A 12,631-nucleotide genomic window follows, 5' to 3' on the forward strand; every position below is an offset into this window, starting at 1 on the left:
TGGTGCAACGGATGCTATGGGACCATCGACGCAAAAACGGCCTGGGGGCTTGGGACATGGCGGCACCGTCGGATATCGAGATCGCGCGGGCCGCGACGCTGCGGCCGATCGCGGAGGTCGGCGCGACGCTCGGCATCCCCGGCGATGCCCTGTATCCCTATGGCCCACACATCGCCAAGCTGACGCCCGGCTTCATCGACGGGCTGGAGGGCCGGCCCGACGGCAAGCTGATCCTGGTCACCGCCATCACCCCGACCCCGGCGGGAGAGGGCAAGACCACCACCACGGTCGGGCTCGGCGACGGGCTGAACCGGATCGGCAAGAAGGCGGCGATCTGCCTGCGCGAGCCGTCGCTGGGCCCCTGCTTCGGCATCAAGGGCGGCGCCGCCGGCGGCGGCCACGCCCAGGTGGTGCCGATGGAGCAGATCAACCTGCACTTCACCGGCGACTTCCACGCCATCAGCAGCGCCCACAACCTGCTGTCGGCGCTGCTGGACAACCACATCTACTGGGGCAACGCGCTCGGCCTCGACACCCGCCGGGTGACCTGGCGCCGGGTGATGGACATGAACGACCGGGCGCTGCGCTCGATCGTCACCAGCCTGGGCGGCGCCCAGAACGGTTTCCCGCGCGAGGACGGCTTCGACATCACCGTGGCGTCCGAGGTGATGGCGATCTTCTGCCTGGCGAAGAGCCTGGAGGACCTGGAGCAGCGGCTGGGCCGCATCATCGTCGGCCAGTCGCTCGACCGTCGGGCGGTGACGGCGAAGGACCTGAAGGCGGACGGGCCGATGACCGTGCTGCTGAAGGACGCCTTCATGCCGAACCTGGTGCAGACGCTGGAGAACAACCCGGCCTTCGTCCATGGCGGCCCCTTCGCCAACATCGCCCATGGCTGCAACTCGGTGATGGCCACGAAGACGGCGCTGAAGCTGGCCGACTATGTCGTCACCGAGGCCGGCTTCGGCGCCGATCTCGGGGCCGAGAAGTTCTTCGACATCAAATGCCGCAAGGCCGGGCTGAAGCCGGCGGCAGTGGTGATCGTCGCCACCGTGCGGGCGCTGAAGATGCATGGCGGCGTGGTCAAGGAGGAGCTGGGGCAGGAGAATGTGGCGGCGCTGAAGAAGGGCCTGGCCAATCTCGGCCGCCACATCCGCAATGTCGGCCAGTTCGGCGTGCCGGCAGTGGTCGCGGTCAACCGCTTCGTCGCCGATACCGAGGCCGAGCTGCAGGCGGTGCGCGATTATTGCGCCGAGCACGGCGTCGAGGCCCAGGTCTGCTCCCATTGGTCGGACGGCAGCGCCGGCACGGTCGAGCTGGCGCACAAGGTTGCGGCCCTGGCCGACGACCATTCCCAGTTCCGCACCCTGTACGACGACGACCTGCCGCTGTGGGAGAAGATGCGGACGATCGCGACCTCGATCTACGGCGCCGACGACATCATTGCCGACAAGCGGGTGCGCGACCAGTTCGCCCAGTACCAGAAGAGCTACGGCCATTTCCCGCTCTGCGTCGCCAAGACCCAGTACAGCTTCTCCACCGACCCGGCGCTGAAGGGCGCGCCGTCGCACCACATCGTGCCGGTGCGCGAGCTGCGCCTGTCGGCGGGGGCGGAGTTCCTGGTGGCGATCTGCGGCGAGATCATGACCATGCCCGGCCTGCCGAGGACACCGGCGGCCAACAACATCCGGCTGGATGAAGGCGGACGGATCGAGGGGCTGTTCTAGTCTATTCGAGGATCGCGGCCAGCTTCGCCAGCACCTCGTCGATGATCGCCTGCGGCGCGCTTTCCAGCTTCCGACCGCTCCGGGATCCGAGATCGATGGCGCGCGGCTGATCGCAGCGCACCACGCCGGTCGTGCTGGTGCCGGTGCCCATCAGCGACACCGTGAAGCCAGCGGTGCGCGCGAAGTTGCCCCCGGTCGTGATGGGCAGGACGATCGGCGTTTTCGTCAGCCGGTTGAACGTGCCCGGCGATACGATCAGGACCGGGCGCGTCCCCCGCTGCTCGTGGCCGGATGTCGGATCGAGCGAGACCAGATAGATGTCGCCCCGCTCCATCACAGCAGCTCGCTGCCGACCGGCTTGGCATCGAGCCACTCCCGATCCTCGGGCGTCAGGTCGGCCGAGGGGTCGCATTGCGCCAGGAGTTCGTCCAGCGTGTAGTGCGGGCGGCCCTGCGGCTCTATCACCAGGCGGCCGTTGTCGACTGTCAGGCCAACCTTGGCGCCGGCATCGAGATGCAAGATGTCAAGGATCGCCGGAGGCACAGCCAGCATCACTGAGCCGCCGACCTTGCGCAGATTTGTGGTGTGCATCGTAATCTCCAAAGTTATATTTTAATATAACACTGGTCTTCTTTTCTGCAAGGCCTCGTCACCGGGTAGGGACGGAGCTGCAGCATGACCGGCCCGCACGGCTGAGGCCCGGCATCGGCGTTTGACCCGGTCGCGGCCGGGCGGGACAGTGCCTCGCCCGCTTCCGAGGACGATCCGATKCTGCTGCACCCCGACCGCCATCTCACCGTCTGCGGCCTGGAGGAGATCGCCGGCTTCCGTGCCGCCGGCGTCACCCATGTGCTGTCGATCGCCGATCCGGGCACCCCGGCCGAGACCTATTTCGACGGTTTCGCGCCGCATCGCCGCCTCGACTTGCGCTTTCACGACATCATCGACGAGATGCCGGGCCACATCTTCCCGACCGCCGACCATGTCGCCGAGATCCTGGAGTTCGGCGAGGCGATGGCGCTTGAGGGCGAAAGCCTGCGCCACCTGCTGGTGCATTGCCATATGGGCGTGTCGCGCTCGACCGCCTCGATGCTGATGCTGATCGCCCAGCGCCATCCGGGCGAGGAGGAGGCCTCGGTGGCGCGGCTGGCGGCGATCCGGCCCCAGGCCTGGCCGAACACGGTGATGATCGACTATGCCGAGGCGGCGCTGGGCACCAAGGGCCGGTTGCGCGACGCGCTGCGCCCGCAATACCGCCGGGTCCGAGACGAGCAGCCCGACCTGGTCGCCATGCTGCGCCGCGTCGGCCGCGGGCGAGAGATTCCGGCCGACTGAGGCGCAGACCGGCGAAGCGCGCTTGATATCTTACCTTACAAGGTATACCTTGTAAGGTAAGAATGAAGACGCCCGCCAAGAGACTGCAGGCCAGCTTTTATGCCGCCGATACAGGGAAGCGGCCTGTGCGGGAATGGCTTTTGGAGCTGCCGCCGGAAGACCGGAAAGCCATCGGCACGGACATCGCCACGCTGGAATTCTGCTGGCCGGTCGGCATGCCCAAATGCTCCTCGATCACAGGGATCAGGGGCCTCTATGAGATCCGCTCCAACATCTCATCGGGACGGATTGCCCGCGTGTTCTTCGTCCTGGCCGGCAACCAGATGGTGCTCTTGCACGGGTTCATCAAGAAAACGCAAAAGACGCCGGACAAGGAACTCAAAGTGGCGGCAACCCGCATGAAGGAGGTGCAGCGCTATGAAGACTAAGAACCCGCATATCGGCGAAAGCTTCGAGAGCTTCCTGCGCGAGGACGGCATTTACGATGAGGTCACGACGACTGCCATCAAGCGGACCCTCGCGCTCCAGATCGAGCACGAGATGGCCGCGCAGAAGATCTCCAAATCCGAGATGGCCCGACGCATGAAAACGAGCGCGACCCAACTCAGCCGTCTGCTCGATCCGAACAACGACCGGATTCAGCTCGACACGCTGGTGAAGGCGGCATCCGCCGTGGGCAAGCATCTGGCCGTGAGCCTGGTCTGAGTTGGAATCCCGTTGGCGCAGGGCGACGCCTGCGTGTCGCGCCTAAGCTCGCGCCGGGCCGGCCGGCTCTGCACCATGCCCACGCTCACCCTGGACCCGCCCGGATCGATGTCCCGATATTCAGTCTTCTCCCTCGTCCGCAACGCGCTGTCGCACCACGAAGGCTGGCAGAAGGCGTGGCGTTCGCCCGATCCCAAGCCGGCCTATGACGTGATCATCGTCGGCGGCGGCGGTCACGGCCTGGCCACCGCCTACTACTTGGCGAAGGAGCACGGCATCACCAATGTCGCGGTGCTGGAGAAGGGCTGGATCGGCGGCGGCAACACCGGCCGGAACACCACCATCGTCCGCTCCAACTACCTCTACGACGCCTCGGCCTTCATCTACGAGCACGCGCTGAAGCTGTGGGAGGGCCTGTCGGCCGACCTCAACTACAATGTGATGTTCAGCCAGCGCGGCGTGATGAACATCTGCCACGACCCGCATGAGGCGCGCGAGCTGATGCGCCGGCTGCACGCCAACCGGCTGAACGGCATCGACAGCGAATGGCTGACCCGCGAGCAGGTGCTGGAATTCTGTCCCGCCCTGAACCCGGACCCGACCATCCGCTTTCCGGTCTATGGCGGCACCGTGCAGCGCCGGGCCGGCACGGCGCGGCACGACGCCGTCGCCTGGGGCTATGCCCGCGGCGCCGACAGCCGCGGCGTCGACATCATCCAGAATTGCGAGGTCACCGGCTTCCGCACCGAGCAGGGGCGCGTGGTCGGGGTCGAGACCACGCGCGGCTATATCGGCGCCGGCAAGGTCGGCGTGGTGGCGGCCGGCCACAGCTCGGTGCTGGCCAACCTCGCCGGCTTCCGACTGCCGCTGRAGAGCCACCCGTTGCAGGCCCTGGTGTCCGAGCCGATCAAGCCGGTGATCGACTGCGTCGTCATGTCGAACGCCGTGCACGCCTATGTCAGCCAGTCCGACAAGGGCGAGCTGGTGATCGGCGCCGGCATCGACGGCTACGTCTCCTATTCCCAGCGCGGCGGCTTCGCGGTGATCGAGGAGACGCTGGCGGCGATCGTCGAGATGTTCCCGATCTTCAGCCGCATGCGCATGCTGCGGCAATGGGGCGGCATCGTCGACGTGGCGCCGGACGCCAGCCCGATCATCGGCAAGACCCCGGTCGAGAACCTGTTCATCAATTGCGGCTGGGGCACCGGCGGCTTCAAGGCGACGCCCGGCTCGGGCCATGTCTTCGCCCACACCGTCGCCCGCGGCGAGCCGAACGCCATCGCCGCGCCCTTCGCGCTGGACCGCTTCGCCTCCGGCGCGCTGGTGGCCGAGCACGGCGCCGCCGCCGTGGCGCACTGAGGACCCCGCTTATGTTCCTGATCGACTGCCCCTGGTGCGGCCCGCGGGACCAGCGTGAGTTCCGCTGCGGCGGCGAGGCCCATATCCGGCGCCCGGCCAACCCGGCCGAGCTGAGCGACGCGGAATGGGGCGACTATGTCTTCATGCGCTCCAGCCCCAAGGGGCTGCATTATGAGCGCTGGGTCCACATCCATGGCTGCCGGCGCTGGTTCAACATCGCCCGCAACACCGCGACCGACGAGATCCTGGCGGTCTATGGCCCCGGCGACCCGCCGCCCGCGATCGACGGCCAGTCCATCCCCACCCCGTCCGGCGAGCCGGCGCGGGGCACCGCCAACGCGCCGCTGGTCGATCCCGCCAGCGCTTCCGGCTCCTGAACCATGACCCAACGTTACCGCCTGGTCGGCCGCGGCGCCGATATCGACCGCACCCAGGGCGTCGCCTTCGCCTTCGACGGCACGTCGTATCGCGGCTATGAGGGCGACACGCTGGCCTCGGCCCTGCTGGCCAACGGCGTGCACCTGATGGGCCGCAGCTTCAAGTACCACCGGCCGCGCGGCGTGATCTCGGCCGGGCCGGAGGAGCCGAACGCGCTGGTCCAGCTGGGCCCCGACGCGGCGCGGACCGACCCGAACAGCCGCGCCACCCAGGTCGAGCTGTTCGACGGCCTCGTGGCGCGCAGCCAGAACCGCTGGCCGTCGCTGCGCTTCGATTTCAACGCGGTCAACGACCTGTTCGCGCCGTTGATCCCGGCCGGCTTCTACTACAAGACCTTCATGTGGCCGCGCTCGCCCAAGGCCTGGATGGTCTATGAGCGCTTCATCCGCAAGGCGGCCGGCCTCGGCGTCTCGCCGCGCCAGCCCGACCCCGACCGCTACGACCATATGAACGTCCATTGCGACGTGCTGGTGGTCGGCGGCGGCATCGCCGGCCTCGGCGCCGCCCTAGCGGCGGCCCGCGCCGGCGCCCGGGTGATCCTGGCCGAGGACCAGCCCCGCTTCGGCGGCTGGCTGCGGTCGGAGCCGACGGCGTCGATCGGCGAGGCCGGTGCCCTCGACTGGGCCGCGGCGACGGTGGCCGAGCTGGCGTCGATGCCCGATGTCCGGGTGCTGCCGCGCACCACCGCCTTCGGCTATTACGGCCATAACTGGCTGGGCCTGCTGGAGCGCGCCAGCGACCATATCGCGCCGCATGCGGTGCCGGCCGGCACGCCGCGGCAGCGGCTGTGGAAGGTGCGGGCGAAGCAGGTGGTGCTGGCCACCGGGTCGATCGAGCGCAGCCTGGTCTTCGCCGAGAACGACCGTCCCGGCATCCTGCTGGCCGGCGCCGCCCGGGCCTATCTGAACCGCTGGGGCGTCAAGGTCGGCGAGAAGGTCGTGGTCGCCACCGGCGACGACAGCGCCTATGCCACCGCCCTCGACCTCGCCGCCGCCGGAGTCACGGTGCCGGCGATCGTCGACACCCGGCCGGATCCGGACGGGCCGCTGGTGCGGGCGGCGCGGGCCGCCGGCCTTCCGGTCTATGCCGGCCATGCCGTGGTCGGCACCTCCGGCCGCCTGCGGGTGAACGAGGTGCGGCTGATGCCGCTGGCCGCCGACGGCCAGTCGGTGCGGCGCGGCGCCGAGACCACCATCGCCTGCGACGCGGTCGCCATGTCGGGCGGCTGGAATCCGGTCCTGAACCTGCAGTCGCAGTCGCGCGGCAAGCTGCGCTGGGACGAGGCGCGGTCGACCTTCATGCCCGGCCAGTCCTTCCAGGCCGAGCGCTCGGCCGGCGGCTGCGCCGGCACGGTGCGCTTTGCCGACGCGCTGCAGGAAGGCCTCGTGGCCGGTGCCGCCGCGGCCTCGGCCGCCGGGCTGAGCCCGGTGGCGGTGGCGGTGCCGCCGGTCGCGACCGCGCAGGAGGAGCCGCAGGCCGGCGACGACCGGCCGCTATGGTACGTGCCGTCCGACCGGCCGGCCAATTCGGTGCGCGCCTTCGTCGATTTCCAGAACGACGTCACCGCCAAGGACCTGCGGCTGGCGCTGCGCGAGGGCATGGTCTCGGTCGAGCACGTCAAGCGCTACACCACCACCGGCATGGCCACCGACCAGGGCAAGACTGGCAACGTCAACGCCCTCGGCATCGTCGCCCAGACCATGGGCAAGACCATTCCGGAGATCGGCGTCACCACCTTCCGCCCGCCCTACACCCCGGTCACCTTCGGCGCCATCGCCGGGCGCAGCGTCAAGGCGCTGTACGCCCCGATCCGGCGCACCCCGATGCATGGCTGGGCCGAGAAGCATGGTGCGGTGTTCGAGAATGTCGGCGGCGGCTGGAAGCGGGCCTGGTACTTCCCGAAGCCGGGCGAGGACATGCACGCCGCGGTGAACCGCGAGGTCAAGGCGGCGCGCACCTCGGTCGGCGTGATGGACGCGACCACCCTCGGCAAGATCGACGTCAGGGGGCCGGACGCGGCGGAGTTCCTGAACCGCGTCTACACCAACGCCTGGGCCAAGCTGGCGATCGGCGGCTGCCGCTACGGGCTGATGCTGGGCGAGGACGGCATGGTCAAGGATGACGGCGTCACCACGCGCCTCGCCGACGACCACTTCCACATGACCACCACCACCGGTGGCGCCGCCAACATCCTCGCCTGGCTCGAGGAATGGCTGCAGACCGAATGGCCGGACCTGAAGGTGTTCCTGACCTCGGCCACCGAGCAATGGGCGGTCGCCACCATCTCCGGCCCGAAATGCCGCGAGCTGCTGTCGCGGCTGACCGATATCGACCTGTCGAACGAGGCCTTCCCGCATCTGAGCATGCGCGAGGGGACGGTGGCCGGGCTGGCGGCGCGGGTGTTCCGCATCTCCTTCACCGGCGAGCTGTCCTACGAGATCAACGTCCCCGCCGCCTACGGCCTGGCGCTGATGGAGGCGATCGAGAAGGCGGGGCAGGGGCTGGACCTGGTGCCCTACGGCACCGAGGCGATGCATGTGCTGCGCGCCGAGAAGGGCTTCATCATCGTCGGCCAGGAGACCGACGGCACCACCACGCCGGGCGACCTCGGCATGGACTGGATCGTCGGCAAGAAGAAGCCGGATTTCATCGGCAAGCGCTCGCTCGATCGGGCCGACACGGCGCGGGCCGACCGCAAGCAATTGGTCGGCCTGCTGACCGACGATCCGAAGCTGGTGCTGGAGGAGGGGGCGCACATCATCGATGCCTCGACGCTAGTGGGGGCGACGCCGGGTGCCCCGCCGGTGCCGATGCTGGGCCATGTGACCTCGAGCTACTGGAGCCCGAACCTGGACCGCTCGATCGCGTTGGCGATGGTCAAGGGCGGCTCGGGCCGGCTCGACGGCACGGTCCACATCGCCATGCCCGACCGCACCATTGCCGCCCGCGTGGTGAAGCCGGTCTTCGTCGACCCCGAGGGAGGGCGCCTGCATGCCTGACACCGTGTCCCTCCAGGCCGGCGCTCCGGCCGCGGCTCCCGTCCGGCGCTCGGCGACTGAGGGTCTGGTCCGGCCGCTGGTGGCGCCGGCCAATCCGGGCGTCCGCCTGGCCGAGATCGCGCATGAGGCCAAGCTGAACCTGCGCGGCGACCTGGCCGATGCCGGATTCGGCGCGGCGGTGGCCGGGGCGCTCGGGCTCGACCTGCCGGCGCGGCCGGGCATCGCCGCGGCCGACGGCGTCGCGGCTTTGTGGCTCGGCCCGACCGAATGGCTGGTGGTCGGCGGCGTCGACCGCGAGGCCGATCTCGCCGCCCGACTGCAGGGCGCGCTGGCCGGCCGTCATGCCGCAATCACCAACGTCACCGACAACTGGACGGTGATCTCCCTGGCCGGGCCGAAGGCGCTGGACGTGCTGGCCAAGGGCTGCCCGCTGGACCTGCACCCGCGGTCCTTCCCGGTGGGTTCGGTGGCGCAGAGCATGATCTGCCACGCCGACGTCGTCCTGCACCGCACCGACGATTCGGACGGCGCGCCGCGGCTGCGGGTCTATGTCCGCCGCTCCTTCGCCCAGTATCTCTGGGACTGGCTCGCGGATGCGGCGCTGGAATACGGGGTCGGCGAGGGCTGAGGCCCCAACCAGCTCCGTCGGTCGGGCTTCTCCTGCCCGCGGCGACTTGTCGGAATCCCCAACACCGTCATTGCGAGCGAAGCGAAGCAATCCAGGGCCGCACGCAACGGCCCTGGATTGCTTCGTCGGCTTCGCCTCCTCGCAATGACGGGAGAGGTTATGACCTGGGAGGTAGTTGGGCCGCCTCCGCCAATCGGCTTTGCTCCCCCTCGACGCCGGCGATCCTGTTCGCCGGGCATCGAGAGGAGCCGACATGCCTTCCTATCCGATCCACACCATCGCCACGGCGCCCGAGGCGGCGCGGTCGGTTCTCGAGCAGCTCGAGAAGACCTTCGGCATGGTCCCCAACATCGCGGGTGCCATGGCGAATTCGCCGGAGCTGATCAAGGCCTTCGCCGGCCTGTTCCGGCAGGTCCATTCCGGCACCTTCAGCGAAGCGGAGATCCAGACCCTCCTGCTGACCAATGCGGTCGCCAATGCCTGCGATTGGGCGGTGGCGTTCCACACGATGCTGGCCCTGAAGGAGGGGCTCACGGCCGCCGATGTCGAGGCGATCCGCGGGCGCGGTGTCCCGGCCGACGGTCGGCTGGCCGCCCTGTCCGGCCTGGCCCGGGCGCTGATCGAGAGGCGCGGCCATGTCGGCGACGGTGATCTCGACGCCTTCGTCGCTGCCGGGTTCCGCCGGGAGCAGGCGTTGGAGATGCTGGCCGTGACCGCAGCCTCGACCATCACCAACTATGCCGGCACCATGGCGCGGCCGCCGCTGGAGGATTTCCTGCGGCCGCATGCCTGGCGAGCCTGACCGGCCGCTTTAAGGGAGTACGCCATGCCTCTGCAGGATCCGATCGCCAGGCCGCGCGGCGGCCAAGTCGGTGTCCTGCTGCGGCATTGGCGCGATCTGCGCCGCAAGAGCCAGCTGGAGCTGTCGTTCGATACGGGGGTGTCGCAGCGGCATCTCAGCTTCATCGAGGTCGGGCGCAGCGCGCCCAGCCGCCAGATGCTGATCGACATCGCCACCGCGCTGGACATGCCCCTGCGCGACCGCAACACGCTGCTCCTGGCCGGCGGCTATGCGCCGATCTATCCCGACGGTGCCTGGGACGGGCCGGAGATGCGCGGCATCACCAAGGCCCTGGAGCGCATGCTGCGCCAGCATGAGCCGTTTCCGGCCCTGGTCATGGATCGCTATTGGAACGTGCTCATGACCAACCGGTCCGCCCCGCGCTTCTTCGGCCGATTCACGGATCTGTCCGCGCGCAATGCGCCGCGCAACCTGCTGCACTTGGTGTTCGATCCGGATGGCCTGCGGCCCTGCATCGCCGACTGGCCGGCTGTCGCGGAAAGCCTGATCCAGCGTGTTCATCGCGAAGCCGTGGGGCGCGTCATCGACGACAGGATCGAGGGGCTGCTGGCGGCGCTCATGGCCTATCCGGACGTCGAGCCCGCCTGGGCGTCGCTCGAGGCACCCGACGTCCAGGGCCCGACGCCGGTCATCCCGATCGGCCTGGTCAAGGACGGCAGGGTGCTCAACTACTTCTCCATGATCGCGACCGTCGGCACGCCCCGGACGGTCGCGGCCCAGGAGCTCCGCATCGAGTGCATGTTCCCGGCGGATGAGGCGACCGAGGTGTTCCATGGCGAGCTCATGGCTGGGGAGCCGACATAGGTGGACAGGTCGGATCTCTCGGGCGACTCTCCCGCCCGAACGCCGCCGTGACTCGCGGCGAAAGCCGGAGGAACGCCCCATGCCCGAGACGAAACCCTATGAGGGAGGCTGCCATTGCGGCGCCGTGCGCTACCGGGCCGAGACCGACCTGGCAAAGGTGATGAGCTGCAACTGCTCGCATTGCCAGAAGCGCGGCCTGATGCTGACCTTCGTCACCCCCGACCGGTTCACCCTGCTGTCGGGCGGCGACGGGCTGGCCGACTACCAGTTCAACCGGAAGGTGATCCACCACCTGTTCTGCCCGACTTGCGGCATCGAATCCTTCGCCCGCGGCCGCAAGCCGGACGGCACCGAAATGGTGGCCGTGAATGTCCGCTGCCTGGACGGCCTCGACCTCGCTACCGTGACCACGATCCCGATCGACGGCCGCAGCCACTGATCACCAATCGGGTTGATCGAAGATGTCGCCAGTGGGATGGGAAACACTCGGGCAGTGGGGTGAAGACGCAGCTCGCATCGAACGGCTCGCTGGCGGAGTTGCCAACGACGTGTGGGGCGTGCGCGTCCGCGGGCACCGCGCGGTCGGTCGTCTCGGTGCCAGGAGCGACGCCGATCTCGCATGGGAGACCGAGCTTCTCCGGCACCTCGACCGTGCAGGCCTGGCGGTGCCGGTGCCGATCCCGACGACGGACGGCCGGCTGTTCGCGGATGGCCTCGTGGTGATGACATATGTCGAGGGCGGACCACCCGAGACGGCGGCCGACTGGAGCCGCGTGGCCGACACGCTCCGCCGGCTGCACCGGTTGACGCAGGGCTGGCCGCAGCGCCCGGGCTGGCGATCGTCGACCGATCTCCTGCATGCCGAGACCGGGACGAGGATCGACCTCACCGCAATGCCGCCCGAGGGCGTTGCCCGATGCCGGGCCGCGTGGGCGCGGCTGATCGGACGTCGGACATGCGTCGTCCATGGCGACCTCAATCCCGGCAACATCCGCATGACCGCGGATCGGGTCGCGCTGATCGACTGGGACGAGTCGCATGTCGATGTCCCCGACCTCGATCTGGTGCTGCCCCACAACGCCGCCGGTCTCGACGGCGGCGCGCACGACATCGCCGCGCAAGCGTCGGCCGCGTGGCAAGCCGCGGTCTGCTGGGACGACGAGTACGCAATCAAGCGGCTTGCCGAAGTTCGAGCGCTCTGAGCTCCGGTGCTTCCTTCGCCTGTGACTCGATCTTCGTTAAGGGCTGGCATGCGGCAAATGCGTTTCGAAGCTAATAATTAGCATCCTAATAAGCGTCCCATGCCAACCACCCCTTCCATCGCGCGGGACGATTTCGGCTTCCGCCTGTTCCTCGTCGCCCGGCTGTGGCGGCGCGAGGTCGACGAGACGCTGGGCCGCTACGGTCTCAGCGCCGCCACCTGGCAGCCGCTGCTGCATGTCTCCCGCCTGGGCGAGGGGATCCGGCAGCGCGACCTGGCGGACTCGCTCGGGATCGAGGGGGCGTCGCTGGTCCGGCTGCTCGATTCGCTGGAGAGCCAGGGGCTGATCGAGCGGCGCGAGGACGAATCCGACCGCCGCGCCAAGGCGGTGCACCTGACCGAGGACGGCCGCACGCTGGTGGAGGGCATCCGCGGCGTCACCGCGGAAATCCGCGAACGTCTGCTGGCTGGCGTCCCGGACGAGGATATGATGCTCTGTCTCGGCCTGCTGGGCCGGATCGAGGGCAACATCGCTGCCGGCCGGCCGGCGCCGGAGGGTGGCCGCTAGGCCCG

At 69.0% G+C, this 12,631-nt stretch carries 15 protein-coding genes; 13 read left to right on the forward strand and 2 right to left on the reverse strand.

Annotated features, from left to right (window positions below):
- The first annotated feature begins 56 nt into the window (after positions 1 to 56).
- A complete protein-coding gene (locus AB4Z01_RS00305) occupies positions 57 to 1,727 on the forward strand; it encodes a formate--tetrahydrofolate ligase (RefSeq protein WP_441689393.1) in 1,671 nt (556 codons plus the stop codon).
- A gap of 1 nt (position 1,728) precedes the next feature.
- Here AB4Z01_RS00305 and AB4Z01_RS00310 read toward each other — a convergent pair whose 3' ends face one another.
- Positions 1,729 to 2,061 (reverse strand): type II toxin-antitoxin system PemK/MazF family toxin, encoded by a 333-nt coding sequence (locus tag AB4Z01_RS00310; protein ID WP_441689395.1) that lies wholly within the window; start codon positions 2,059 to 2,061, stop codon positions 1,729 to 1,731.
- Positions 2,061 to 2,318, reverse strand: a complete 258-nt coding sequence (locus AB4Z01_RS00315; RefSeq protein ID WP_441689397.1) for an AbrB/MazE/SpoVT family DNA-binding domain-containing protein — start codon at positions 2,316 to 2,318, stop codon at positions 2,061 to 2,063. Before AB4Z01_RS00315 ends, AB4Z01_RS00310 begins: the two co-directional genes overlap by 1 nt.
- A gap of 258 nt (positions 2,319 to 2,576) precedes the next feature.
- Here AB4Z01_RS00315 and AB4Z01_RS00320 point away from each other — a divergent pair, with 258 nt between their 5' ends.
- The 12 genes from AB4Z01_RS00320 to AB4Z01_RS00375 all read left to right on the forward strand — a co-directional run bounded on the left by AB4Z01_RS00320 (position 2,577) and on the right by AB4Z01_RS00375 (position 12,626).
- Positions 2,577 to 3,062 carry a tyrosine phosphatase family protein gene (locus AB4Z01_RS00320; protein WP_441689398.1) on the forward strand — a complete coding sequence of 162 codons (486 nt, stop codon included), beginning with the start codon at positions 2,577 to 2,579 and terminating at the stop codon, positions 3,060 to 3,062.
- Between the two features lie 62 nt (positions 3,063 to 3,124).
- Positions 3,125 to 3,490 (forward strand): type II toxin-antitoxin system RelE/ParE family toxin, encoded by a 366-nt coding sequence (locus AB4Z01_RS00325; protein WP_441689399.1) that lies wholly within the window; start codon positions 3,125 to 3,127, stop codon positions 3,488 to 3,490.
- A complete protein-coding gene (locus AB4Z01_RS00330) occupies positions 3,480 to 3,767 on the forward strand; it encodes a helix-turn-helix domain-containing protein (protein ID WP_429227504.1) in 288 nt (95 codons plus the stop codon). The genes AB4Z01_RS00325 and AB4Z01_RS00330 overlap by 11 nt, the downstream gene beginning before the upstream one ends.
- Positions 3,768 to 3,875: 108 nt before the next feature.
- Complete coding sequence (locus AB4Z01_RS00335; protein ID WP_441689598.1) at positions 3,876 to 5,126, forward strand: sarcosine oxidase subunit beta family protein; 1,251 nt, start codon at positions 3,876 to 3,878, stop codon at positions 5,124 to 5,126.
- 11 nt (positions 5,127 to 5,137) lie between these two features.
- Positions 5,138 to 5,503, forward strand: a complete 366-nt coding sequence (locus AB4Z01_RS00340) for a sarcosine oxidase subunit delta (RefSeq protein ID WP_395680615.1) — start codon at positions 5,138 to 5,140, stop codon at positions 5,501 to 5,503.
- 3 nt (positions 5,504 to 5,506) lie between these two features.
- Positions 5,507 to 8,563, forward strand: coding sequence for a sarcosine oxidase subunit alpha family protein (locus tag AB4Z01_RS00345; RefSeq protein ID WP_441689400.1), 3,057 nt, complete (start codon positions 5,507 to 5,509; stop codon positions 8,561 to 8,563).
- Complete coding sequence (locus AB4Z01_RS00350; protein WP_441689401.1) at positions 8,556 to 9,191, forward strand: sarcosine oxidase subunit gamma; 636 nt, start codon at positions 8,556 to 8,558, stop codon at positions 9,189 to 9,191. The genes AB4Z01_RS00345 and AB4Z01_RS00350 overlap by 8 nt, the downstream gene beginning before the upstream one ends.
- 253 nt (positions 9,192 to 9,444) lie before the next feature.
- Entirely contained in the window at positions 9,445 to 9,993 is a 549-nt protein-coding gene (locus AB4Z01_RS00355; RefSeq protein ID WP_441689403.1) for a carboxymuconolactone decarboxylase family protein, read from the forward strand.
- A 24-nt stretch (positions 9,994 to 10,017) separates the two neighbouring features.
- Positions 10,018 to 10,857, forward strand: a complete 840-nt coding sequence (locus AB4Z01_RS00360) for a helix-turn-helix domain-containing protein (protein WP_441689404.1) — start codon at positions 10,018 to 10,020, stop codon at positions 10,855 to 10,857.
- Positions 10,858 to 10,936: 79 nt separating this feature from the next.
- On the forward strand, positions 10,937 to 11,296 hold the full coding sequence (locus AB4Z01_RS00365) for a GFA family protein (protein ID WP_441689406.1): 360 nt from the start codon (positions 10,937 to 10,939) through the stop codon (positions 11,294 to 11,296).
- Positions 11,297 to 11,318: 22 nt separating this feature from the next.
- Positions 11,319 to 12,059, forward strand: coding sequence for a phosphotransferase (locus AB4Z01_RS00370; RefSeq protein ID WP_441689408.1), 741 nt, complete (start codon positions 11,319 to 11,321; stop codon positions 12,057 to 12,059).
- Positions 12,060 to 12,158: 99 nt separating this feature from the next.
- Positions 12,159 to 12,626, forward strand: coding sequence for a MarR family winged helix-turn-helix transcriptional regulator (locus AB4Z01_RS00375; RefSeq protein WP_441689410.1), 468 nt, complete (start codon positions 12,159 to 12,161; stop codon positions 12,624 to 12,626).
- Positions 12,627 to 12,631: the final 5 nt, after the last annotated feature.

The sequence above is a fragment of the Inquilinus sp. YAF38 genome, from assembly GCF_052113205.1.
Lineage (GTDB): Bacteria > Pseudomonadota > Alphaproteobacteria > DSM-16000 > Inquilinaceae > Inquilinus.